This window comes from Neobacillus canaveralius (assembly GCF_047237705.1).
In the GTDB taxonomy this organism is placed as follows: Bacteria; Bacillota; Bacilli; order Bacillales; family Cytobacillaceae; genus Neobacillus; species Neobacillus niacini_K.
Genome location: NZ_JBDFLL010000001.1, coordinates 3,903,089 through 3,927,058, shown reverse-complemented (window position 1 = coordinate 3,927,058; position 23,970 = coordinate 3,903,089). Strand labels below are relative to the sequence as shown.

Annotated in this window: 21 protein-coding genes and 2 riboswitches; of the genes, 12 read left to right on the top strand and 9 right to left on the bottom strand. The window is 36.5% G+C overall.

Annotation, left to right across the window (positions count from 1 at the left end; genetic code table 11):
* On the top strand, positions 1-1,443 hold the full coding sequence (gene glgA / locus ABC255_RS19590; protein WP_412996144.1) for a glycogen synthase GlgA: 1,443 nt from the start codon (positions 1-3) through the stop codon (positions 1,441-1,443).
* A 98-nt stretch (positions 1,444-1,541) separates the two neighbouring features.
* Here the strand turns inward: glgA and metE are convergent, their stop codons facing one another.
* Entirely contained in the window at positions 1,542-3,833 is a 2,292-nt protein-coding gene (gene metE / locus ABC255_RS19585) for a 5-methyltetrahydropteroyltriglutamate--homocysteine S-methyltransferase (protein WP_412996142.1), read from the bottom strand.
* Positions 3,834-4,000: 167 nt separating this feature from the next.
* Positions 4,001-4,180: riboswitch (cobalamin riboswitch) on the bottom strand.
* 146 nt (positions 4,181-4,326) lie between these two features.
* Positions 4,327-4,504: riboswitch (cobalamin riboswitch) on the top strand.
* Between the two features lie 133 nt (positions 4,505-4,637).
* On the opposite strand from metE, the gene ABC255_RS19580 reads away from it, so the two are divergent.
* The 5 genes from ABC255_RS19580 to ypfJ all read left to right on the top strand — a co-directional run bounded on the left by ABC255_RS19580 (position 4,638) and on the right by ypfJ (position 10,311).
* Entirely contained in the window at positions 4,638-6,950 is a 2,313-nt protein-coding gene (locus tag ABC255_RS19580) for a ribonucleoside-diphosphate reductase subunit alpha (RefSeq protein ID WP_412998594.1), read from the top strand.
* Between the two features lie 27 nt (positions 6,951-6,977).
* A complete protein-coding gene (locus tag ABC255_RS19575) occupies positions 6,978-8,021 on the top strand; it encodes a ribonucleotide-diphosphate reductase subunit beta (RefSeq protein ID WP_412996141.1) in 1,044 nt (347 codons plus the stop codon).
* A complete protein-coding gene (locus tag ABC255_RS19570; RefSeq protein ID WP_412996139.1) occupies positions 8,002-8,493 on the top strand; it encodes a flavodoxin domain-containing protein in 492 nt (163 codons plus the stop codon). The genes ABC255_RS19575 and ABC255_RS19570 overlap by 20 nt, the downstream gene beginning before the upstream one ends.
* 41 nt (positions 8,494-8,534) lie before the next feature.
* Positions 8,535-9,332 (top strand): DUF2935 domain-containing protein, encoded by a 798-nt coding sequence (locus ABC255_RS19565; RefSeq protein WP_412996137.1) that lies wholly within the window; start codon positions 8,535-8,537, stop codon positions 9,330-9,332.
* 142 nt (positions 9,333-9,474) lie between these two features.
* The gene (ypfJ, locus tag ABC255_RS19560; RefSeq protein ID WP_412996135.1) at positions 9,475-10,311 is read left to right on the top strand and encodes a KPN_02809 family neutral zinc metallopeptidase; all 837 of its coding nucleotides are present in this window, start codon (positions 9,475-9,477) and stop codon (positions 10,309-10,311) included.
* A gap of 46 nt (positions 10,312-10,357) precedes the next feature.
* Here ypfJ and ABC255_RS19555 read toward each other — a convergent pair whose 3' ends face one another.
* Positions 10,358-10,918: a hypothetical protein gene (locus ABC255_RS19555; protein ID WP_412996133.1), complete on the bottom strand. Its 561-nt coding sequence runs from the start codon at positions 10,916-10,918 to the stop codon at positions 10,358-10,360.
* Positions 10,919-11,017: 99 nt separating this feature from the next.
* Positions 11,018-11,926, bottom strand: coding sequence for an AEC family transporter (locus tag ABC255_RS19550; protein WP_412996132.1), 909 nt, complete (start codon positions 11,924-11,926; stop codon positions 11,018-11,020).
* A 134-nt stretch (positions 11,927-12,060) separates the two neighbouring features.
* On the opposite strand from ABC255_RS19550, the gene ABC255_RS19545 reads away from it, so the two are divergent.
* From ABC255_RS19545 to ABC255_RS19535, 3 genes are read left to right on the top strand one after another with little or no spacing between them, the layout of a single operon-like run.
* Positions 12,061-12,210, top strand: a complete 150-nt coding sequence (locus ABC255_RS19545; protein ID WP_412996130.1) for a hypothetical protein — start codon at positions 12,061-12,063, stop codon at positions 12,208-12,210.
* Positions 12,211-12,264: 54 nt separating this feature from the next.
* Positions 12,265-12,552 carry a hypothetical protein gene (locus tag ABC255_RS19540; protein WP_412996128.1) on the top strand — a complete coding sequence of 96 codons (288 nt, stop codon included), beginning with the start codon at positions 12,265-12,267 and terminating at the stop codon, positions 12,550-12,552.
* 31 nt (positions 12,553-12,583) lie between these two features.
* On the top strand, positions 12,584-13,162 hold the full coding sequence (locus ABC255_RS19535; RefSeq protein WP_412996126.1) for a uracil-DNA glycosylase: 579 nt from the start codon (positions 12,584-12,586) through the stop codon (positions 13,160-13,162).
* 104 nt (positions 13,163-13,266) lie between these two features.
* Here the strand turns inward: ABC255_RS19535 and ABC255_RS19530 are convergent, their stop codons facing one another.
* Both ABC255_RS19530 and ABC255_RS19525 read right to left on the bottom strand, forming a co-directional pair.
* Positions 13,267-15,279 (bottom strand): alpha-galactosidase, encoded by a 2,013-nt coding sequence (locus ABC255_RS19530; RefSeq protein ID WP_412996124.1) that lies wholly within the window; start codon positions 15,277-15,279, stop codon positions 13,267-13,269.
* Positions 15,280-15,458: 179 nt separating this feature from the next.
* Positions 15,459-16,028: a biotin transporter BioY gene (locus ABC255_RS19525; RefSeq protein WP_412996122.1), complete on the bottom strand. Its 570-nt coding sequence runs from the start codon at positions 16,026-16,028 to the stop codon at positions 15,459-15,461.
* 315 nt (positions 16,029-16,343) lie between these two features.
* Between ABC255_RS19525 and ABC255_RS29700 the strand changes: the two genes are divergently transcribed.
* Complete coding sequence (locus ABC255_RS29700; RefSeq protein WP_487247426.1) at positions 16,344-16,565, top strand: YczF family membrane protein; 222 nt, start codon at positions 16,344-16,346, stop codon at positions 16,563-16,565.
* 13 nt (positions 16,566-16,578) lie between these two features.
* Here the strand turns inward: ABC255_RS29700 and ABC255_RS19520 are convergent, their stop codons facing one another.
* The 3 genes from ABC255_RS19520 to ABC255_RS19510 are packed head-to-tail and all read right to left on the bottom strand — an operon-like array spanning position 16,579 to position 20,364.
* Positions 16,579-17,679: a GerAB/ArcD/ProY family transporter gene (locus ABC255_RS19520; protein WP_412996120.1), complete on the bottom strand. Its 1,101-nt coding sequence runs from the start codon at positions 17,677-17,679 to the stop codon at positions 16,579-16,581.
* 20 nt (positions 17,680-17,699) lie between these two features.
* On the bottom strand, positions 17,700-18,872 hold the full coding sequence (locus ABC255_RS19515) for a Ger(x)C family spore germination protein (protein ID WP_412996118.1): 1,173 nt from the start codon (positions 18,870-18,872) through the stop codon (positions 17,700-17,702).
* A gap of 28 nt (positions 18,873-18,900) precedes the next feature.
* Positions 18,901-20,364, bottom strand: a complete 1,464-nt coding sequence (locus ABC255_RS19510) for a spore germination protein (RefSeq protein ID WP_412996116.1) — start codon at positions 20,362-20,364, stop codon at positions 18,901-18,903.
* 360 nt (positions 20,365-20,724) lie between these two features.
* Here ABC255_RS19510 and ABC255_RS19505 point away from each other — a divergent pair, with 360 nt between their 5' ends.
* Both ABC255_RS19505 and ABC255_RS19500 read left to right on the top strand, forming a co-directional pair.
* Complete coding sequence (locus ABC255_RS19505; RefSeq protein ID WP_412998593.1) at positions 20,725-20,958, top strand: ATP-binding protein; 234 nt, start codon at positions 20,725-20,727, stop codon at positions 20,956-20,958.
* 192 nt (positions 20,959-21,150) lie between these two features.
* On the top strand, positions 21,151-22,719 hold the full coding sequence (locus ABC255_RS19500) for an IS1182 family transposase (protein WP_412990881.1): 1,569 nt from the start codon (positions 21,151-21,153) through the stop codon (positions 22,717-22,719).
* A gap of 269 nt (positions 22,720-22,988) precedes the next feature.
* Here ABC255_RS19500 and ABC255_RS19495 read toward each other — a convergent pair whose 3' ends face one another.
* Positions 22,989-23,687, bottom strand: a complete 699-nt coding sequence (locus ABC255_RS19495) for a hypothetical protein (protein WP_412996114.1) — start codon at positions 23,685-23,687, stop codon at positions 22,989-22,991.
* Between the last annotated feature and the right edge of the window lie 283 nt (positions 23,688-23,970).

Sequence of the window (23,970 nt, the reverse complement as noted above, 5' to 3'; positions counted from 1 at the left end):
ATGAAAGTTTTATTTGCGGTATCTGAGTGTGTACCGTTTGTGAAAACGGGTGGTCTAGCGGACGTAGCGGGCGCACTTCCTAAAGAGTTAAAAAAGTTGGGTACAGAAGTGCATGTTATTTTACCCAATTACAGTATAATTGCTGAAAAGTTTAGACAATCCTTTCAATTTAATAAATCAATTGAAGTTCCATTAGGTCCGCAAAGTCAATACTGCGGAATTTTTACCACGGAGCAGGATGGGATTACCTATCATTTCATCGATAACGAATATTATTTTCATAGGAATACATTGTACGGACACGATGATGATGGAGAACGATTCTCGTTTTTCTCTAAGGCTGTTCTTGAGTGTATACCACATCTGGGTTTTATTCCAGATGTGATTCATTCTCATGACTGGCATACAGCCATGGTGAATTTTTTATTAAAGTTCCAGTATCGTCATCATCCAATCTATTCAAAAATAAAAACAGTATTTACCATTCACAATTTGCAATTCCAGGGTATCTTCCCATTTGAGAAAATTAGTGAACTGTTACGATTAGATCCTCAATATTTTAACATGGAACAGCTCGAATTTTATGGGAATGTTAACTTTATGAAAGGTGGTATTATTTCATCTGATAGAGTAACAACTGTCAGTCCAACCTATAAAGAGGAAATTCAATTTCCCTATTATGGTGAGAGGCTAGATGGACTATTACGAAAGCACAGCGATAAGCTCATAGGAATTGTAAATGGAATCGATGATACTGTTTACAATCCAAGAGTAGACCCTGACATCGCTGTTTCTTATGATCTTGATACCATCGAGGGAAAATCAGAAAACAAGAAAGATTTACAACAATATTTCGGACTGCCAGAGGTAGAAGACACACCGATAATAGCAATGGTAACACGCTTAACAGCGCAAAAAGGATTAGACTTAGTACTCCATGTATTTCACGAAATGATGGAGGATAATGTTCAATTCATCGTTCTCGGTTCTGGAGATACTTATTATGAAAACTTCTTTAATCAAATGATCCGACAATACCCAGATAAAGTGAAGGTTTACATTGGCTTTAATGAGGCGTTAGCCCACAAAATTTATGCAGGCGCCGATTTGTTTTTAATGCCTTCGCAGTTTGAGCCATGTGGATTAGGGCAGCTCATTGCGTTGCAGTATGGAACCATCCCCATTGTTAGAGAAACTGGTGGATTAAATGATACCGTTCAATCGTATGATGAGTCAACAGGTATGGGTAATGGTTTTTCATTCAAGAATCTGAACGCCCATGATATGCTGCATACCGTTAAAAGAGCATTAGATTTTTATCATCAAAATGATTCCTGGAATCGCTTAATCGAAAATGCGATGACTCAAGATCATAGTTGGTTTCAATCAGCTAAGAAATACAATGAAATATATGAGGAGTTGTTAGCAGACTTTTTGGAGTAAAGGAAACTTATTATCAGTAAAGGGAAACTATTCGAATAGCCATATAAAAGGGAAGATGTAAGTATTTTTCAACTTACATCTTCTTTTATGGGAATTTATTACACGGTTTGTTCTTGCTGTTGACGAAGCTTTCGTGCAGCTGTGACCATGTTTTTTAACGAAGCAATAGTTTCGTCTTCATGACGAGTCTTTAACCCACAATCCGGATTGACCCAAAACTGTTCTTTTGAAATAAGCTCTAAGCTGTCTTTTAAGATGGTGTCGATTTCTTCTACACTTGGAACACGTGGGCTGTGTATATCATACACACCTAAACCGATACCAAGTTCATATGGATTTTGCTTTAGTGATTGAAGCAACTCCCCATGACTTCTAGACATTTCAATCGATATTACATCTGCGTCAAGGGCCCGAATCGGCTCTATAAAGTTATTAAACTCGCAATAGCACATATGCGTATGAATTTGTGTTTCATTTCTGACACTAGAAGTGGCGAGTTTAAATGCATTTACGGCCCATGACAAATATTCGTTCCAATCCTCTTTCCTAAGTGGCAAGCCTTCACGTAAAGCGGGTTCGTCCACCTGAATAATGGCAATGCCAGCACTTTCTAATGCTTGAATTTCTTCCTTTAACGCTAAAGCAATTTGGTTGGCTACCTGTTCACGAGAAAGATCATCACGGACAAAAGACCAATTTAAGATGGTGACAGGGCCTGTTAACATTCCTTTAACATATTTTGATGTTAATTGCTGTGCTTCTACAACTTCCTTTACTGTCATTGGCGATATCCACTCGACGTCACCATAAATAATAGGCGGTTTCACACAACGTGACCCATATGATACCACCCAGGCTTTTTCTGTAAAAGCAAATCCTTTCAACTTTTCACCAAAGTACTCCACCATATCGGTTCGCTCAAATTCACCATGCACGAACACATCAAGGCCAATTTCTTCCTGAATTTGAATCCAGCGGGCCGTTTCACTTTTCAAAAACTCAGCATATTGTGAGTCGGTAATTTCTTTTTTACGCCATGCGGTACGAGTTCTTTTTACTTGTTTTGATTGTGGGAAGCTTCCAATCGTGGTTGTTGGAAAATCCGGTAATTGTAACGCCTCTTGCTGTAAAGATTGACGTTCTTGAAATCGCATTGGACGTGTAAAATGCTCTTGTCTAACTTGTAATAAAAGCTCTTTGACACGTGGATTTTTCCTCACCTCGTGCTGCTCTAAGGCTTGAATTGCCACTATACTTTGTGACACATTTTTACTTCCTGACCATTTCTCATCTGAAACAAAGGATGTTATATGAGTTAACTCGATGATTTTTTCATCCGCAAAGGATAAGGCATTTAGTAATGTCAGATCTAGAGTCTTTTCAGATTTTGTTGTAACAGGTACATGCTGTAAACTGCAAGAGGATTGAACCCAGGCTTCATTTACGCCGCTTAAGGATAAAATAGCTTTGGTCATCATTGCTTTTTCAGCTAAACTTGCACGCCAAATATCACGCCCATTTATGATTCCAATCCCTAATACCTTATCTTGTGGGAAACCGTATTTACGGAGTGAAGCCATATTCTCATCTGCACCATGAACAAAATCAAGACCGACACCTGCGACGGGCAATTGGATGAGCTCTGCATACGCTGAAAGACCTTCAAAATAGGTTTGTAACATCAGTTTTGCTGCAGGTACTTCTTCAGCTAATTGTTTATATATTTGTTGAACCAGTTTAATATCTTCCGGTGGAAGTGAAAGAACTAATGCTGGTTCTTCCACTTGAATCCACTGTGCTCCTGCATCTACAAGTTGTTGGAGTACTTGAGCATAAAGAGGCAAGAGTCTTAAAATAAAAGCTGCTTTTGATATCGAATCGTAGCCTTTAGATAATTGAACAAAAGTGTAGGGACCAATAATAGTTGGCTTTGTAATTAGACCTAGTTCGAACTTCGCTTCTAAAAAATAATCTAAAATGTAGTTTTGAGTTAATTTTAGTGGTTGGTCTTCATATTCAGGCACAATGTAGTGGTAATTTGTATTAAACCATTTAGTCATCTCAGAAGCCACTACATCATTTGCTCCACGTGCCATTGCGTAATAAGTCTTAAGATTTACCTTTTCGCCTGTCCACTTATAACGGGCTGGAATTAAACCGAACATGGTCGCAAGGTCCAGCATACGATCATAAAAAGTAAAGTCTCCAACCGTGATTATGTCTAATCCTAATGATTGCTGATGTTTCAAATGATTTAAGCGAATGGTTTTCATTTCAAAGATAAACTGTTCCTCCGATTTATCATCCTTCCAAAACGATTCAACACATCGTTTCCATTCTCGATTTCCGCCAATGTATGGGTAGCCAATGGCTGTACTAGCTAAATTCATTTACGATTCCTCCTTTTTCTTTACATATTTCCAAATACAAAAAAGCCATCTCCGTATATAGGAAATGGCTATACAATCAAGTTAAAGGTATGTTAAAAAAAACAATACTGCTCTTAACTCGTTTGTCGTACAAATGAATGTCACCACCTATTTCCACGTAGGTATCTGGTGTGTACTAGACATTGGCAGGTCTCCTGGCTTATCATCAATGCTCCTCACACCTTCCCATCATAGACAGTGGTAATTGTGATTCACTCCGAATTACAGTTGCGGGACAGCGACGGACTTGCACCGTTCTTCCCTTTTAAGCCAAGCATAAGCTTGGCACCAAATCTTACACGATATGTAATTGCCACTTAATATATCACATAAAAAATCATTCGTACATAATTTTCTGAGAATTAATTTTGTTATTGTCAAAGTGAGAATAGTATATTATATTTGGAGCTATACAATATTTAGTATTGATTTTGAAATTAAACACTAAATATAGATAATGACCAATATGAATGGTGTCTGTATGGACTTAATAGGGAATCTGGTGAGAAACCAGAACTGTACCCGCAACTGTAAGTGCTGACGAAATAATCATATCCACTGTCTTTGGACGGGAAGGGATTAGAGTAGGGAGAAGCACAAGTCAGGAGACCTGCCATTTCTATTACGTATTATCTTCTTCGGGAGCTGGGAAGATATAACGAGGGTATCCTACTATTACAGTGAATGAGCCTGTATTATAGATTATTCCACGTTATCAAACCCATCTTCAATGATGGGTTTTTTTGTCGTTTCACTCACGAAGTCATTACGAAAAGAAATGAGGAACTTTGTATGGAAGTAAAAAGTATTTTTTCAGAAAAGGAATCTGTTTTGGCAGCAATAAAAAGAGCTTCCGAAAAATATAAACTGGACACAACAGAATTAGCTGAAAAGGTTGCTAGTCTTGAAGATTCATCAATATATGAACAATCCCTTTTTTATGCCTTAAATCAAATTTCAATGACCGACCCAAACTGGACCTTTCTGGCAGCAAATCTTTATTTACAGGAACTTTATCAAAATGCGTCAAGCAGCAGGGGATACAAGCCTGAAGAAAAATACGGAGATTTTTACACTCTAATTGCTGAATTAACCAAAATAGGAATCTATTCTGGGGATCTTTTACAGGACTATTCAAAAGAAGAGATTGAACTATTAGGTGCAGAAATAACGTCAGAACGGGACCATTTGTTTAATTATATAGGGTTGTTTTTACTAGCAGATCGTTATTTGGCAAAAGATTATGACGGGAAACTGTACGAGTTACCTCAAGAGCGCTTTATGATCATCGCCATGACATTGATGAGAAAAGAACAAGAGGGAAACCGGATAAACCTGGTAAAAGAGGCATACTGGGCACTTAGTAACTTATATATGACCGTTGCTACACCAACTCTATCAAATGCCGGAAAAAGCTTTGGACAGCTATCTTCCTGTTTTATAGATACAGTAGACGATTCTTTAGATGGAATCTATTTAAATAATTGGGACATTGCTAGATTAAGCAAGGATGGCGGCGGTCTAGGTGTCTATCTAGGCAAGGTACGCGCCTTAGGTTCAGATATTAAGAGATTTAAAGGTAATTCCTCTGGGGTGGTGCCATGGATTCGTCTTATTAATGATACGGCTGTGAGTGTCGATCAATTGGGCCAAAGGCAGGGAGCAATCGCCGTTTATTTAGATGTTTTTCATAAAGATATTATGAATGGGTTTTTAGACTTAAAAACAAATAACGGTGACGAAAGACGAAAGGCTCATGATCTTTTTACAGGTGTTTCAATACCAGACTTGTTTATGAAGAAATTAGAAGAGGTAGATGAAAGCGGTAGAAGTATTGGAGAATGGCATACCTTTTGTCCACATCAAGTAAAACAAATTATGGGGTGGAAGGATCAAAACGGTAATACCCTTGGTTTGGAGGACTTTTATGACGAGTGTGATGAGAAGTTTTTTACAGAAAAGTATGAAGAAGCAGTAAACCATCCGTTTCTTCCTCGAAAAACTTATCGGGCAATGGATATTATGGCGAGGATTATGATTTCTCAATTAGAAACCGGTACGCCGTATATGTTTTATCGGGATGAGGTCAATCGTCAAAATCCAAACAAGCATGCAAGAGGATATGGACGTGCGACGATTTTTTGCAGTAATTTGTGTACAGAGATTACGCAAAATATGTCTGCCACAACCATTGTTAAAGAATATAAGGATGAAGAAGGAAATATTGTCATTGTTCGTAAACCCGGGGACTTTGTTGTCTGTAATCTATCATCAATTAATCTGCCGAAAGCAGTAAAAGGGAATGTACTAGAAAGATTAATTCCTATTCAAATGAGAATGCTAGACAATGTCATTGATCTTAATACCATTTCAGTTGGACAAGCGGAAGTGACAAATAAGCACTATCGCCCTGTAGGATTAGGTACGTTTGGCTGGCATCACCTTCTTGCGTTAGAAGGCATCTATTGGGAGTCTGATGAAGCAGTTGATTATGCAGACCGACTATATGAGGATATTGCTTACCTTACGATTCGTTCTTCAATGGTATTGGCTAAGGAAAAAGGCAGCTACGGAAAATTTGAAGGTTCAGAATGGCAATCAGGAAAGTATTTTGAACGGAAAGGGTATAAATCTGAGCGATGGAACCAATTGAAGGAGGAGATTTCAAAGAATGGGGTTCGAAATGGCTGGATGATGGCGATTGCTCCAAATTCATCCACTGCAAAGATTGGTGGTTCCACCGATGGGATCGATCCTTTGTATGCTGTCGAATACGCAGAGGAGAAGAAAAATTTTAAATTTAAAGTAACGGCGCCTGATTTGGACCATAACAGTTACAACTATTATCGTCGAACAAGGCATGTGTTAGATCAGACTTGGAGTATTAGGCAAAACGCTGCCAGGCAGCGCCATATTGATCAATCGATTAGTTTCAATCTCTATGTTCGTCATGATATTAAAGCGGTAGAGTTATTAAATCTTCATAGGGAAGCATGGAGGCAAGGCTTAAAAACCACCTATTACATAAGAAGCACTTCACAAACTGAGATAGAAGAATGTGAAGCATGTCAAAGCTAGTAGAGAAGAATCGAGGAGGTTTATTTAATGATTCACACACCATTAACCAAAATAAAATTATTAAATCCTGAATTTCCAAACAAATCAACTGGGATCATAAATGGAAAGTCATCTGGAATTCTTAATTGGAATGATATTGCCTATCCAAAAATGTACGACTTATATCAAACTCTTTTATCAAATTTTTGGAAACCGCAGGAAATTAATATGCAGGATGATATAAAACAATGGGATCTCTTAAGTAAACAAGAAAAAGATGTGTTTCTGCGTATTAATACGCAGCTAGCTTCACTTGATAGCTTGCAGACACCAACAATGAGTCAAGTAATGGATTATGTGAGTGACTCTAGTTTTAAAGCAATCTTTGCCGTTATTTCACAACAAGAGGCTGTTCACAATGAATCATATTCTTATATACTAAGCTCGCTTGTTCCGATTGGCGAACAAAATGAACGCTTTAATCAAGCGAAAAGTGATCACATTGTACAAAAACGAAATCAACTTATCTTAGATGCGTATGAGGAATTTAGAGAAAATCCAACGCCACAATCATTATTTAGGTTATGTGTAAATTCCATCAACCTAGAAGGTATTTATTTTTACGCTGGTTTTGCTTTTTTCTACCATTTAGCACGACAGCAAAAAATGCTGAAAACAAGTACGATGATTAGTTATATTCAACGGGATGAAATGCAGCATGCCTACTTTATTGCTCAATTCATTCGAATCCTTTTAACAGAAAATCCTGAGCTTCATACAGATGGAAATATCAACTATATCTATCAAACCATTAACGAAGCGGTTGAGCTGGAAAAAGAGTGGGCTCACTATATTTTAGCTGAAATCAAAGGAATCGATTTAGAAGAATTTGATGGATATGTAGAATATTTAGCAAATAAACGATTACGTCAGCTTGGCCTGAAAAATCTTTATGAAGAAAGAAGCAATCCGATGCCGTGGATTCAAATATTTGGAGATGAAATGATGAATGAGACAAAATCGGATTTCTTTGAACAAAAGTCCAGAACCTATTCAAAGGTCTCACAGTCCAATGGATTTGACGAACTCTAAATTATCAGTAGCGATTGTTTACGCGTCGGTATCTGGAAACACGAAAGAATTGGCTGAAGAACTGTATCAAATCTTGTTAATGAAGTCAGTCGAGTTATCTTTTTATAGTATAGAAGAGTTTTCCATCTCTGACTTATGTTATTATGACGCAATAGCTATCGGAACGTACACATGGGGTAATGGTGACATCCCAAAGGAAATGAGGCAACTCTATAATACGTTTGAATCAATTGGTAGAAAAGACATAACCACTGCTGTATTTGGGACAGGAGATAGCTTCTATCCGATGTATTGCGGGGCCGTTGATCAATTTCGGGACATGCTATACGTTCACACAAATTTAGCTGCGACCTTGAAGGTAGAACTTCGGCCGCAAGAACAGGACCTACTTCGTTGTGAGAAGTTTGTTGAAGCGCTTCTTTTGCGTGTCCTCAAAACTCCGATGTTCATAAGACGTGCCTTAATAGAATAAATATCACATTAATGTGGTATTTTTTTCTAGGAGGAATGGACATGAATGACGTTTTTGAAAGGTCAGCCAGATTTGAACATCGTTTTTGGCTTCAAATATTAGGTGATCATTCTAGGTTTATTTTTGAAGCTCTTGCCCCCATTCAAAAGGTTGAGATTGAGCAGGCCGCAAATTTTATAACCATTTTTGATACACTATTAGAACGTGCAAAATCCTCTCCGCTGACACAGCTAGCAGCTCAAGTAGAGCAGGAGGTACTAAAATTACGGGAATTCAAGTTAGACTTAATTAGAAAACACCTTGTCGGAAAAATTAAAATTCATCTTTCACCTACTTTTATTAATCATATGGTCAATGAGTTGGAAGAATATGTAAGGGTTTTAAGTTATTTAAAAGAGGGCAAAGTCCCACCCGTTTATCATGAACTTCATCATCACCTTTTATGGTTATTAGATGCGGCTGGCCATTCAGACGCTATATATACAAATTTAGATGGTGTTGAAAAACAACTAAGGAAGAAAAGTAAGACATTTAAAAAGGATTTTGAAGGGTTTTATCTAAAAGCAGTAGAGCTGGCAGGATATTTAAGAACGAATTTAACTGAATTTCCAGCTTTGACAAAAATGACGAATGACGCACAATTAGAAATTAAATTATTTCAAAACTTTTTAACGGAACTAGAAGAATTAGAACTTAGCAATCAAGCGTTGGGAACATTTGCACCATTAATGGCTGATCATATGTACCGGGAAGAATGTTATTATCTAATGAAATTAGCAGAATCGGCAAACGTCGAACCGCCAAATTGTGATCCTGCGAAACCTCGACTTAAGGAATAAAAACAATAATTGCTGCTAAAGTGTTCAGGAAAATCGATTTCCTGAGCACTTTTTTGCGTCAATGAACCATTTGTTGTTTGTTTAATAAAGATAAAAAAAGGGGAAACACTATTCATCATTAATACTTTAGGGGGATATCATAATGCTTTGGAAAGGAAGACGGCAAAGTTCAAACGTTGAGGACCGCAGAGGGATGGGCATGGGTGGAAAAACGGTGGTAGGAGGAGGGATTGGAAGTATTGTAGTCATTCTCCTCTTTGCACTGCTCGGAGGCAACCCAGGAGATTTATTGAACAATACTCCAACCTCAAATGGTTCGTACCAAAACGCTCCTATGAATGTATCCACACAAGAGGAGGAATTGGCAGACTTTGTTTCTGTAGTTCTTGCTGATACAGAAGATGTATGGTCCGCTGAATTCGAGAAGAGAGGCATGGTATACGAAAATCCAAAGCTGGTTTTGTTCAGGGATAGCGTTCAGTCGGCTTGTGGAGCGGCCAATTCAGCTGTTGGACCTTTCTATTGTCCCGGTGACCACAAACTTTATATTGATTTAAGTTTTTATCAGGAATTAAAGCAAAGATTCCAAGCACCTGGTGATTTTGCGATGGCGTATGTAATTGCCCATGAGGTAGGGCACCATGTCCAGACCCTTTTACATAGTGGAGATGATGCTTCAACAGCCGAGAAGCGGACCAATGAGTTTTCAGTTCGATTTGAATTGCAGGCGGACTACTTAGCCGGTGTTTGGGCCCACTATGCAAAAGGGAAAGGATACCTTGAAAAAGGTGACCTAGAAGAGGCACTTAATGCAGCGCATGCTGTAGGGGATGATACTATCCAGAAAAAAGCACAAGGCTATGTTGTACCTGATAGCTTTACACATGGAACCTCTGAGCAGAGGGAGAAATGGTTTAATAAAGGATTCAAAAGTGGAACCTTAGAGGGTGGAGACACATTTAACGCAAAAAGTCTTTAAGGTACTAAACTGATAATGGACGGACTCAAGTGGGGTCCGTCCTCAATTAATTGTTTAATACTTCTAAAGGAAAGACTTCTGTAATAAGCAGCGAGTCCTCAGAAAAAATGCAGTACAAATCTGTAATTATATTAAGGATGAGCGCCTTTCTTATTAATAAGCCTTCGTATCCCTGTTTCATAAGGCTCTTACGAAATTCTGTATTGGCTTCTTCTTTATTTAAAAGGATAGCAGTATCATTCCACGTAACATTTCTTTTTTTGGAGCCTAAGTAATCACAATATAAGTCACGTTCCCTCATAAACAGATCAAAAGCTTCTTCTGTCGTAGATTCGTAAATTTTTAAATTCGGTTCATCTATATACACTTTATAGATATAGCCGCTAACAGGTCTTTCGTATTGAACTATCTTTGGTTCTCCGTTCTCCCAGAACTCACTCTTTGAATTTTCAATCACTGTCTCAGAACCAATTGCAAAAGGTTTTGCTGAATTCATATCAGAAGTAAACCAAAATCCAATCGTATTGATATCGTTACTTAAATTTTGAACGACGGTTTCTTTATTAAAACTTTGAAAATTACTGATAGATCCATGGTAAACAATCATTTTCATAACCTCCAGTATTAATTTCCCCAAATTTCAAAAAATCAATTTTTAGAAAAATTTTAAACCCACTAAGTTTTAACCTAGTGGGTTTAAGTCTTATTAAATAAAGTTTGCAAAGATATATAAAATAACGATACTAACTAAAATAGTTATATTTGACATTGTGGCAATGAAACGAGTGCTGTTGGTACTATATTTAAATTCAACTGCAAAAGTTAGAGCGGATGCTGCTACTGGCAGTAACAGTCCAATCAGAATGGTATATCGAAACATGGTGTCAAAGGGTAGGATAAAGTATAAGACTAAACCGACGATAAGACCTAAACCATATCGGAAAGCCAAAAATTTCGCCATAGGCTTCATAAATTGTTTATCAAATTTGAAATTTAAAAACAGTCCTAATAGCAATAAAGACAATGGCATATTTGCTCCAGAGATTTTATCTGCAACATTAATGATGAAGTCTGGTAATTGGATATGGGTAAGATTTAAAATACTTGCAATAAGGTAGGTCATTAATGGAATAGACTTGCCCAGTTTTTTGAGAATTTCCATTGGGTTCAGCCGCAGACCTTCTTCAGAAAAATAACTGCCCAAAATAAAACTAATTCCAAAGACTACAAAGGATGTCCCTACATCAAACATACTAAAATAAGTTAAGCCATCTATTCCCCAAATCGCATAAACTAAAGGAAATGCAAATAAGCCTACATTAAACCCAGAAGATAGCATTAAAAGTGAACCCTTTAGTTCTCTCTCCTCATTTTTAAACAAGAATAAGCCCAAAAATGCTGTTATAATTCCATAAACGAGTACAATTACGGGTAAAAGTATTAAAGACGTTTCTATCTTTACGGAATCGAATGTTACAAGAACCAAAGCGGGCAAGGTAATTTTAAAAATAATTTTTGAAATAACTTCTCCATCTTTTTCTTGTAAAATATTTAAACGTTTTAACAGATACCCAAATGCAATGATGATAATAATATAAAGAAATTCCTGATTCATCTAAATAGCTCCTCTATGTTAGTTCCTTACTAATTAAACCATAATTTCAACTATAAATAATAGATTTAGCACTTCTGAATATTTCTTTTACACTCTATAGATAATATAACTGATTTACTAAAGGAGATGATGACATGAAGAAAACTAAAGATGATTTCCTAACAGGAGCAAAAGTAACTGCGGATAATCAAATTTATGGAACACCTAATAGCAAAAGCAAGAATGGTACTGGTGATTCTCCAAATGATAATGTGGGTAAGACTAAAAAGGGACTTGATCGTTAAGGAAGCAGCCAATTTATATTGGCTGTTTTTTTCACACTATTAGGTGAGGACTTAATGGTTAATAAAAATTTAAGCGAACAAGAGTGGGTTTATAATTATCTTCAGAAATGTAATAAACCCTTGCCTCTAGTTTTAGGTTCGAGAGGTACTTGGGGGATTAATGGAAATAAGGCGATTATTTTAGTGGCATTTACCATCCCAGATATAGCAGTTATGAGAGATTTGCACAATGTTAGTAAAAATCCGATACGAGAAATGAAATATAAAGATATCGTTTATTACGCGGTAAATATAGTAGCTAGAAAACAAGTTGAGTACGTGATTTATTATTGGAAAGAATAAGAATGAAAAACAGTATCAGGAGATGGAAGGTATGTCTACATTTGGTCCTGAATTATGGCCAGAGGAACCGACCCCATGTCACCTTGAAAATTGCCGTGAATGTGGTCTTTATCAGCACGGGTCACCTATGGTCTGGGGTGAAGGAAATCCGGAAGCACCAATCATGGTGATTCTAGACAATCCTGGAGACAGGGAAGACCGTGCGGGAAATTCAGTTGTTTGCGGAACGAGACAAACATTACAACAAGCGGCAAATGAAGCGGGTTTGAAAAAGGACGACCTGTACGTGACATATATCCTTAAAAGAAGGCCAGTACGTGAATATGACAAGGAAGAGGTACGCCAAATCTGTATGATTCATTTAGAACAACAAATTGTACAAAAAAAGCCCAAACTTATTCTATGCTTAGGAAATGTGGCTGTTCAGTCCTTTTTTCGAAATCCGGAAGCAGATGTAAAAGCATTACGGGGAACATGGCACAATGTTCAAGGCTATCAAACCACAGTGGCTTACCACCCGCTGGCAGTTAGGCGCCGTCCCAACTTATGGTCATACTTTTTACACGATTGGGAGTTTGTTGCAGTGGGGTATCATCATCTAATGGAGTAGTGTAGATATATTAAAATTTAGCTAATTAAACAAAATGGAGGGGCACCCTTCGATTTAAAAGAGAGCACCTCCATTTGGTAAGCAAACATTTAGATAAAATTGGACTAGGAAGCACGCTTATTTGCAAATTCTGCTTTTTTAGTAGATTTCGATTTGAATCTAGCAATAATAAAAATAATTGCTACTGCTCCTAAGGTAAATGAAACAATGAGAAGAGCTGTCATCTTTACAGAGGATTGATCATCTGAATATCCTTCTATGGACATTTTACTTTCACCTATTTTGTTCGCTGCTGTTACTTTATAAGAATAGGTGACGCCACTTTTTAGCTTAGCGCTATTATCTATATAATTTGGGTCTAGTATATCTGTTGCGATAGGTGTGTAGTCGCTGCTTAAACCAAGGATATTAACTTCTTTTCGATAGACCGTATAGGATTCTGCCTCAAGTGTAGGATTCCATCTGAGTGAAACAGAATCATTATTTTTCCTGTCGGCCAACACCCACTCCACCTTGTTTGGAACTTTGGTTAATTCAGTATAGAAGGAATAAATTCCAATCTGTTTTTCGGTTTCTCCTGATAATGTGGAAACTTTCCAGTAATAAAGGGTGTCTTTATCAAGGTTCTTTACTTCTGCAGTTGGACGAGAGACGGTTGAATCAACAACAATTTTATTAAAACTTGGATCTGTTGCCACCTGAACGTGATAGCTGTAGGACTCGGAACTTGCCTTCCAGTTTAATGTGACCTTGGAAGGGTTTAATCCAGTTGCTCCACTTTCAGGGGAGACAGTCAGCGCTGAAGCTGGTATCACTTTGATCATACGTGAAGCATGGGTGGATAGCTTAGCAGTGAAGCCTTCTTCGGTACGTCCTAAATCTTGATGACTCCATAAATCACGCACGAATGCTGATCCCTCAATCCCCAAATCCTCCCATTTAACACTAACATTATGCGTATCTGCGCCAGTATTAAAAAGGGCTATATTATAGGAACCATCGGGAAGGCTTTGGTAAAACACTTGAGTGTCACCCTTTTTATATAATCGCTTCCCCGCAACACCACTCTGATTGACACCTAGAATCGCATCATTGGTTAATAGACTTAGTCCGAAATCATCCAGCTTTGTCAGGTCATTTCCAATGACAAATTGAGACGCTGCTATCGCCCATAGGGAAACATATGAAATTTTCTCCTCCTTTGTTAATCCATCCTTGCTGCCATTTGCCACATTTAGTGAGTCTAAATCATTCCAGCCGCCAGGACCTGCATGAGGCTGCCACTCTGCGACATCATCAAATCTTCTCGTTACCTTTTTCCAAGAAGCAAGGTAGGGTGTCCCGTAAGCCTCCACATCATGGTCTGTACGCCAACCATTTGATAATTGTTTCCAGGTAGAAATGTGTTTGATATCGAGGTTATTGGACAACTCAACATGTATTGGTCTGCCTGTTTTCTCGAGTGCCTTTGCCCATGCCTTTACATCGGCTATATCCTGGTTTCGGACACCATCTATTTTAAGGTAATCTATGCCATACGATTCGAAAAGCCTTGCCCATGAATCAATAAACTCCTGCGCCCCAGGCTTTGAAAAATCAATGGCATACATTTCATCATAATTGAAATTTTTCTTTTGCCCTTTGCTAAAGTCCACGATATCCTTCGCATGATACGGTGTACCTTCAATGGGTGTGTTTCGATCTACCGCTGCTTTTGGTATACCAAGTGTTACATAGTGGCCGAACTTCAATCCCTTATTATGAATATAGTCCCCAAGTGCTTTCATCCCGTTAGGAAATTTCTTAGGGTCAACCGCCCACCTGCCATAATCATCAACGGTAGTCCTCCAATCGAGCATATAATAATCATCAAGATTAACATATTGATACCCGTGGGACTTGAATTTTAATGCCAACACATCTGCAGCTGCTTTAATGTTTTCCTCTGTCGGCTTTTTTCGTATGGAACTCCAGCTGCTCCATCCCATAAATGGACGTTCTGCCAGTTCATTATAGGAAGAAGCAGTCGCTTCTATTGGAGCTAATGTAGAAACGGAAAAAATACCGGTCAGCACAATTGAGCAGGAAACAATAGTTGGAATTATTTTTTTAAGCATAAAATCCTCCTCAAAATAGATGTATATAAGTACTATATTAATATAGAAAACTCTAAATATTAATGAACAATATGTTCCAACTACATTACCCTGCAAATGAAGGGTCTTAATAAATTAAAAAGCGAGGTTATTGTACGATTGTACATTAACCTCGCCTTTGTATTGGCATTTTTATTTATTTAACTAGATACCTGATGTGGGGAAGTTAACAGATTTGCTGTTACAAGCCTTTTATAGACCGTGATTCCAATCCATGAGGCTAAAAATGCTTTAATTAAACCAACGATAATAAATGGTAAAACTCCAGAAGCAAATGCAGCAGTCCACGTCATATCAACCGCAAATTTCAACCAAACTGTCCCAAAGATCAAGGTAACAAGCATACCAATTGTATTAGCAATCATAGCTTTCATGACAGTGAAGCCCATTTTTTCTAAGATAACACCAATTAAAAATGCTGCAGGAATGAATCCAACAATATAACCTCCGGTAGGACCAACAATTACCCCAAGTCCACCTGACATTTCACTAAAAACGGGAATACCTATACCTCCAATTAGGGCATATATAATAACGGCAAAAGTGCCATATCTAGACCCTAAAATTGTCGCTGCTAAACCAACTGCAAGTGTTTGCCCTGTAATCGGAACAAGTGGCAATGGAACTGTAACTTGAGCCAAAATTCCTATAATGGCAGCAAATAAAGCACTCAAAATCCACATTTTTAATTGATACTGTGACTTAAACATTATATCCCCCCTATATATTTTGTTAACTATTTTTATGTATTGGTTAACAATTAAAGTATAAGGTGCTCATTTTAATTTTGTCAATCTTATTATTTTAGATTAAGAGAATGAATACCTTTGACAATCATCAACAATATTATGCTCATATGTATTGCCTTTAAATAGGAAAAAGCAACGTAATTGTATGAATAACCAAAACATTGCTTTCTGAAAAGGGCCTATTAATTATTCTGTATGATATTTATGGTTATGAATAAAAAATCTTGTTAATTATAGTAAAGGATACTAGTTGAAATACAAAAATAGGGCTTGTGGGTGATTGATGTGCTTACAGCAGGAATTCTAATTTTTATATTATTAAGTACACTTGCTCTAATTGTCCTTATAGACATAGTACAAGGTCATGATTTGTACGAAGCTTGGTTTAGTATTAGCAAATTATTAAAGGTAGCTAAAGGAGAAGATATATTTCTAATTTTGATTTGTTTTATAATATTGGTTCTGTTAATTTTGAGTCAAATCCGAAGAAGGAAATAACTTCATCAAAATTTCACGGCATCACATTTTTTATTTTCCCCTTTATTAAGACAGTGAATAGTAATAAAAGGGGGATAACTATTTGTAAAGGAATATGAAGCATGTACGGAACGATTTTTAGTCCTTCGTCCAAGTGCCTTTGGTAACTAGGTGCTATCATAATGGACGATAGTAATATAATTCCCCCTATTAAATACGTGGATAGTGCACTTGATTTTATTTTAAAAAGAGTGCTCACTCCAATGACTGCACAAAAGAAAAACATGGTTATTTTAATAAATCCTAAGAACACAACTAAAATGATAACAAAAGAATCTAAACGTTGAATAAATCCTGCAATATCTATAAAGCTGGCAGCTTTAAGTGCCGGAAATGAAGATCTTGATAAGACGTCAATTCCTAGTACACAAATTAATAAAAGAATGTTTAAGGTAAAATATATTCCTGCAAATAGTACTGCCATCATTCCCGTCTTCAATATTTTTGTTTGTTTATTCATATAGGGGAAGATCATTGAAAGTGTAATTAATTCCCCATAAGGAACGGTTACATTTAACGGTAGTGCTTTAATGATTGGTTTCCATCCATCTGCAAGGATTGGTTTTAGATTTTCGAAATGGATTAAATCAGTTATGATAAACATAATATTTATAATAAATAAAGTAAGACCAATAAATAAAAAGCAAATACATGCTACCCTTGCGAATACTTCAAACCCGATATTTACAGTGTAGATTAAGGTAAACATCATACAAATACCAACAACCGTGATTGAAGTTTTGTAATAAGCAGAATTAATTAGTATTTCTTCAATATCACGTAAAACTCTTGATGCGATATAAATAAAATAAATAATATATAAATAACTAATGATACTTCCTAGGAACTTACCCCAAATTTTCCTTACATATTCTGTCAGGGGAAGAGTAGGAAACCTCTTATGAAGTTGATAGTATATCGTGAATAAAATTAATCCAGTAAAAGGTGAGATAAGGGTTAGGATCCAGGCATCTTGTTTTGCTCCGCTGCCAATATCTAAAAAAATGGTGGTCCCAAACAAAAAAAGGACGATTAAGCAGAAAAGTTGATATCCATCAATTTTCACATTAGACATAGCTGTTTACCTCTTTGTTATTATTTAGGTTCATATGGATCCGTTACAAGGCCTGAATCATTAATAGAAGCTTTTACGTTAACCTCCACTTTTGCCTTGCTGAAAATGGTGTTCCACTCTTTTTTGTGTTTTTTCCAATAACGAGGATTTTCTTTTGATAGTGTGGATCCAAATCCAAACACATCAGTTCCTGTACCCTGTGAGATTTGAATGGTACGCTGTACTTGTCTTATTATTTCTTTTTCTAAAACCTTCTCAATATCTGTTAACACTTTTGTGTCAGTTAGATCTTTAGTACAATTCATTTCATATATTTCAGTGTTTATTGCTATGTTGACTTGTAAAGTGGGAATAGGCTTTAAAAGGGTTTTTATTGTACCTTTACTTCTTTTAGAAACAAGTGTCATCTTCTTTTTTCCACAGGGTATAGGAAAAGTTGTACTCTCTATTTCTGATAAAACTAAATGGGTGGTTCGAGCCATTTCTCCATCATACCAGTTTACCAATTTATCTTTTTTAAATATCGCTAAACCACTAACTTTAACAACAGATGGTTTAATATTATTTAAATTGTCATTTTGGTTCTTGGATGTTAGTTTTTTATTTAGTTCAATCCCTGGTAATAGCAGGTCCTTACCTTCACTTGAAAGAGTAGCAATGACTTCATGTAAGGGCGTAATTTTTGAAATACCATAAACTTTTTGATTGTTTTCACTGGTACTTCTAACACTTTTTGTTGGATTTGATTCAAGTGGTTCAACTACCCCGAGTACATTTTCTGCTGAAGTTCCTCTTGCAATAAAAACGGGAAAAGTGGATTTTGCTGTTTTAACTCGTTCAAATGCGTCAAATATCAAACCTGTTCCTTTTCGTGCCAGCTCTTCACTAATGACGACCAGTGATAGGTGTGAAACATCGTTATATCTCGGAATAATGGTAGATGCTCTTCGATACGCATCTACTAATGTCTCTGCTTCTGCCGTATAGTTAGAAACTGGTATCCCTGTAGGAGTCCCAGTCGGAGACAATTGACTTGGGTTAATCACTTGAAACGTAACCCGATATCCATTATCTATATCCTGCGCCACATCTATCCCCATGGCAATGACAAGGCCTAATTGATTTAACTCTCTGTAATTGGAACAGCCAGTGAGCAATATCATGATAAATAGTAGTATGTGAATTTTTCTCATTTTTGGCTCCTACTTCAATACACTCGTGTTATTTGTCATCAGATTTATTCATAAACAAAGAAGAAACTGGAAACCGAACCAGGCTATCTTTATTATCACTCTTTCTGAAAGGTGCGAAAGGAGCGAAATAGGGAACACCAAAAGACCGTAAACTGCAAAGATGGACTAACATACATAACGTAAATAATAAAATTCCATAAAAACCAATAAAAGCAGACGATAAAATTAATAGAAACCGTAACCCTCTGGCAACATTGACAATATTAGTGTTTGGAAGTGTAAAGCTATTAATGGCAGATGTGGCTACGATGATAACAATCGCGGCAGAAACAAATCCTGCTTCGACAGCTGCTTGACCTAAGATAAGTGCTCCAACAATGGAAACGGCTGGACCAATTGCTCTAGGCATACGAACGCCAGCCTCTCTTAATATTTCAAACGCAAGTTCCATCAGTAATAATTCAATAATGACCGGAAAAGGAACCCTTTCTCTCTGTGCCATTAATGTGACCATTAATGTAGTTGGGATTAATCCTTGATGGTGGGTAATTAAAGCTAAATAAATGGCAGAAGCATACATATTCAAAAGAAAAGCGCCCATCCGAATCAACCTCAAAAATGAACTGAATACATTGTTTTCATAATAATCTTCTGGTGATTGAAAAAGCTGAATGAAATATATGGGTAAAATTAAGACAAATGGTGTTCCTTGGATAATAATAGCAATTTTGCCTTCTAATAAATTCGCAGCAACTGTATCAGGCCTTTCAGAACTTTGCATATGAGGGAATATTGTCTTCTTGTTGTCTCGAATGGCTTCTTCAATATAATTGGCTTCAAGTATGCTGTCTATATTAATTCTTTTTATCCGAGACATCGCTTCTAAGACTATGTTGTGATCTGCAATTCCCTCAATGTACATAATCGCTACATCTGTTTTTGTTACACTTCCTACTTTTGTTAATTTGAGCCTTAATTTAGCGTTTTGGATTCTAGAGCGAAGCAATGATATGTTTGTACTAATATTCTCTGTAAAGCTATCTTTCGGACCTTTAATAACGGTTTGGGTAGACGGCTCCGTAATAGCACGGGATTGAATTTTCTTTGTACCTAAAGTGATTGATCTTGAGGAATCATCTATCAAGATAACTGTATCTCCAGCCAAAATACTCTCTAAAAGCTCTGACCAATTAAATATAAATTCGATAGAGGCTACAGAAATAATTTGAACCATTTTGTCTACTAAGTCTTCTGCAGTTTTAAAGGAATGGGCTTCTCCATTAAGTTGTATAATCGGTCTGATCACATTTTCAGTAATACTTTGTTCATCCACGATGCCTTCAATATGGATAATGACTACATTTTTAGTGGAAACATGGAGTCTTCTAATGGATAAATCATCACTATTTCCAAGTGCCATCTCCAGTTTTTTAATATTTTCATCTACATTCTCGCTAAGTGGAATTATATGATTGTGATTGTTACCAGACATAGTCAACCCCCTATTCGAGAAAAAATTTCTAATCAATATTATTTTTTCCAGTAATAACTTTATTATGATTAAATATTTTTAGGGGCTAAAAAAAAATATAAGATAGAAGGGTTAATATTGAAGAGTGAAGGAATTTCAGTTAGTTAAAAAAGAACTACAGATATGTATAAAATTCCAATATTGTAGTAAAATAATATTTTATATGTTTAAAACTCTTACGAAGGGAGTTTCACTTTGATAGAATCATTGCTTTTAAATTTCCTTTTTCTACTATTTCCGGTTTTAACTTTTCTAATTTTCTTTGAAAATAGGTTCCATACTTATAATCAATACTTTCTTACACTCCTATCATCCATTTCCATGGTTTTATGTATGGCATTTCCTATTAGATTAGAAAGAATTAAAGATACTGGTGTCGGCATGACGAAGAATGAAGTGTTTCAATTAGGAAGACCCTATTATTCCACAAAGAATCAAGGAACAGGACTTGGCATGTTGATGGTTTATAGTATAATCAATAAAATAAATGGAAAGATTGAAGTACAGAGTGAAAAAGGGAAAGGAACTACGTTTATCATTTCTATTCCTGCTTAATTATTGTAGGTGTAATAGGACTGAAACAATAAATTAAAAGAGGCTGGGACAAAACCCTCCTCTGAAATGAAAAAGCCGGTGGAATTTTACGACGAGTAAAATTTCACCGGCTTTATTTTTTTCAATAAAATAAGGACAACTTCTGATAAAATTAAGTTACCACACAAAATAAAATCAGAAAGAAGTGTCCTTATGTTTAAAAATTATATCATGAATCAATTAGTTTTGCCTTTAGATTTAGAAGTAAAATTACAAAATAATGATATTGCCTTCCATGTCCATCATTTAGTTGAAAGTATCCCTCAGGAAGCGTTGGAACCATTTCTTCGAAATGAGGGCTGTCCTGCCTACCATCCACGCATGATGCTTAAAATAATCTTATGTGCCTACACGCAATCTGTCTTCTCGGGGCGCAAAATTGAGGCACTATTAAAAGACAGTATCCGTATGATGTGGCTAGCTCAAGGGCATGAACCAAGCTACCGTACAATCAACCGATTCCGTGTTCAATCAGAAGTGAAGGAATTAATTCGCCAATGTTTCGTCCAATTCCGTTGCCAATTAGTCGAAGAAAAACTTATCGATCAAGATGCAATTTTTATCGATGGCACAAAGATTGAAGCGAATGCGAATAAGTTTACGTTTGTATGGAAGAAATCGATTGAAAAGTATCACAAAGCATTAATTGAAAAGTCAAATGAACTATACAACGAGCTACTTGAAAAGGAAATCATACCTGAGATTGAACGAGAATGTGAAGAACAGTTATCGCATAAGGAACTTGGTCAAATGGTTCAAAAAGTAGACGATATTGTTACAGAGTATGACAAAAAAATAGAAGCAACGTCAGACATAGTGGAACGAAAGGCGTTAAGGAGTGAGAGGAAATATCCCAAGCAGGTGCGCAAACAGTTGCTTGATTACATCTTGCGAACACAGAAATACCAACGAGATTTCGAAATCTTTGACACACGTAATAGTTATTCAAAAACAGATCACGATGCGACGTTCATGCGTATGAAAGATGATTATATGAAAAATGGTCAATTGAAAGCTGGTTATAATGTACAACTCGCAACAGAAGGTCAATACGCACTAGCCTATAGTTTATTTCCAAATCCGACAGACACACGTACGTTAATCCCGTTCCTGGATGAAATTGAGCAACACTATTTTAAGTTACCAAAGCATATTGTCGCAGATGCAGGTTATGGCAGCGAGCAAAATTATGAAGATATCCTTTCAAATCGTAAACGAGAAGCGCTCATTACATATAACATGTATTTGAAAGAGCAAAAGAAAAAATATAAACAAAACGAATTCAATCCAGACAACTGGCAGTATAATGAAGGAGATGATATATACATTTGCCCGAACCAGCAACGTCTTGTATTTAAATATTCATCTGTACGCACGGATAAAACAGGTTTCAAACGAGAGTTTAAAATCTATGAATGTGAAGACTGTTCGGGATGCCCATTCCGTTCATCATGTACGAAGGCAAAAGAAGGCAATAATCGAACGTTAATGGTGAATAAGAAATGGGAACAACAAAAAGAATATGTGAGAGCGAAGCTTTCAGAAGAAAAAACGGGTGCCATCTATCGAAAACGCAAAATCGATGTGGAGCCAGTTTTTGGATTCTTGAAGGCTAATTTGCGTTTCAATCGATTTTCTGTACGCGGAAAATCGAAGGTTGACAATGAAATGGGAATAGCGTTAATGGCCGTGAATTTACGAAAATTCACGGCCAACAGCTGAGAATGAAAAACCATTATGAGTAAAAACAGAGAAAGGTGAAATTGAGCACGCTCAATTTCACCTTTCTCACTATTTGAAGCTAGTTATGTCCCAGCCTCTTTTTTCTCTATTTGAATTTGCTTCATTCTCTTTAAAGAGAATCCTTATTCTCGATTTAGCCTTTCCCTTTTATTTTTATATCTTTACAATCGAGAAGGATTATCCTTTTAATCCTTCGTTTCGATTATTTTTCTAGTATGAAATTGTCTAGTCCTTTTCTGGAAAGCAATTTAACCTCCCCTCATGCTTAAGTTGGGTTGGTTGCGATCACCTGGACCGATAAAATCTAATGCGGCAGGAGAGAATACTATAACTTTTCTTTTAACGCCCTCAAAAAGCATTCGGATTGGATCTTTAACTTCTGTATCTTGAAAGACATGGCCTCCAAAGAATATCCTCTTTTTGGCCCTCCTTGCTAAGACAATCATATTTTTATTTTTACTTGTTTTAACTATGACACTTTCTTTGTACTCCTCATGAAGTGTAAATGGTACTTTTTCTATTTGTAAAACTTCTTCTTCAATCGAAGCGACGATTCCAATTTCTCGTTTATTTAAAACTAGGACGAATTCATATCCTGCTGCTGTTTTCTTTTGAACAACAGCCACTTCATCTGTAATAAACGTGGCAATATCATCGGATTCATTCGTGTGTGAGGTTTGAGTGATTTCTTTTTTCTTAATGACTCGAAAAAATGCTTTTGCTCCAATTTCTTCATCAGAGAAGTCAAACGGTTTTATACTCTGTGTGTGCACAAGGTATAAACTATTAACCTGCTCTTTGCTATTTAATTGGATACATAAAGCAACATCTTCATTCACCGCCTTTCCCTCATCGTTGGAGAGCGAAGGGACATTCATTTTCATTCCTGGAAATTGAACGAAGATGTAGCTAAAGTTTTTCTTTGGCTGTACATCCAGAAGTCTCATAAACTCACAACCTTTCCGATTAGTTACAAGGGTTATTTACCTTGTTAATGTATAATTCCACATAATTTCCTTCGTACCTGTTTAAGTATGAAGAGTTTTCATCGTCACTTTCTTATGAAATGTGATGTATCCGCCCTATAAATGAGTATTTATGAGCAATTGTTCTATCGAAAAACAAAGAATCGAAAGTATTTGTCGTTATTTAAGATTACTTTATTTTTTGAAATCCATTTAAGCTTAACTTAGATTTAACAGTTGTTGACTTTCATCTATATTACAGAAT

What these genes read in the sequence shown, in the direction of transcription:
- ABC255_RS19565 (WP_412996137.1), top strand. Translation starts at nt 8,535, where the DNA reads ATGAATGACGTTTTTGAAAGGTCAGCCAGATTTGAACATCGTTTTTGG.
- ypfJ (WP_412996135.1), top strand. Translation starts at nt 9,475, where the DNA reads ATGCTTTGGAAAGGAAGACGGCAAAGTTCAAACGTTGAGGACCGCAGA.
- ABC255_RS19500 (WP_412990881.1), top strand. Translation starts at nt 21,151, where the DNA reads ATGTTTAAAAATTATATCATGAATCAATTAGTTTTGCCTTTAGATTTA.
- ABC255_RS19570 (WP_412996139.1), top strand. Translation starts at nt 8,002, where the DNA reads ATGGATTTGACGAACTCTAAATTATCAGTAGCGATTGTTTACGCGTCG.
- ABC255_RS19555 (WP_412996133.1), bottom strand. Translation starts at nt 10,918, where the DNA reads ATGATTGTTTACCATGGATCTATCAGTAATTTTCAAAGTTTTAATAAA.
- ABC255_RS19535 (WP_412996126.1), top strand. Translation starts at nt 12,584, where the DNA reads ATGTCTACATTTGGTCCTGAATTATGGCCAGAGGAACCGACCCCATGT.
- ABC255_RS19520 (WP_412996120.1), bottom strand. Translation starts at nt 17,679, where the DNA reads ATGTCTAATGTGAAAATTGATGGATATCAACTTTTCTGCTTAATCGTC.
- glgA (WP_412996144.1), top strand. Translation starts at nt 1, where the DNA reads ATGAAAGTTTTATTTGCGGTATCTGAGTGTGTACCGTTTGTGAAAACG.
- ABC255_RS19495 (WP_412996114.1), bottom strand. Translation starts at nt 23,687, where the DNA reads ATGAGACTTCTGGATGTACAGCCAAAGAAAAACTTTAGCTACATCTTC.
- ABC255_RS19540 (WP_412996128.1), top strand. Translation starts at nt 12,265, where the DNA reads ATGGTTAATAAAAATTTAAGCGAACAAGAGTGGGTTTATAATTATCTT.
- ABC255_RS19525 (WP_412996122.1), bottom strand. Translation starts at nt 16,028, where the DNA reads ATGTTTAAGTCACAGTATCAATTAAAAATGTGGATTTTGAGTGCTTTA.
- ABC255_RS19505 (WP_412998593.1), top strand. Translation starts at nt 20,725, where the DNA reads ATGGTTTTATGTATGGCATTTCCTATTAGATTAGAAAGAATTAAAGAT.
- ABC255_RS19550 (WP_412996132.1), bottom strand. Translation starts at nt 11,926, where the DNA reads ATGAATCAGGAATTTCTTTATATTATTATCATCATTGCATTTGGGTAT.
- ABC255_RS19545 (WP_412996130.1), top strand. Translation starts at nt 12,061, where the DNA reads ATGAAGAAAACTAAAGATGATTTCCTAACAGGAGCAAAAGTAACTGCG.
- metE (WP_412996142.1), bottom strand. Translation starts at nt 3,833, where the DNA reads ATGAATTTAGCTAGTACAGCCATTGGCTACCCATACATTGGCGGAAAT.
- ABC255_RS19515 (WP_412996118.1), bottom strand. Translation starts at nt 18,872, where the DNA reads ATGAGAAAAATTCACATACTACTATTTATCATGATATTGCTCACTGGC.
- ABC255_RS19575 (WP_412996141.1), top strand. Translation starts at nt 6,978, where the DNA reads ATGATTCACACACCATTAACCAAAATAAAATTATTAAATCCTGAATTT.
- ABC255_RS19510 (WP_412996116.1), bottom strand. Translation starts at nt 20,364, where the DNA reads ATGTCTGGTAACAATCACAATCATATAATTCCACTTAGCGAGAATGTA.
- ABC255_RS19530 (WP_412996124.1), bottom strand. Translation starts at nt 15,279, where the DNA reads ATGCTTAAAAAAATAATTCCAACTATTGTTTCCTGCTCAATTGTGCTG.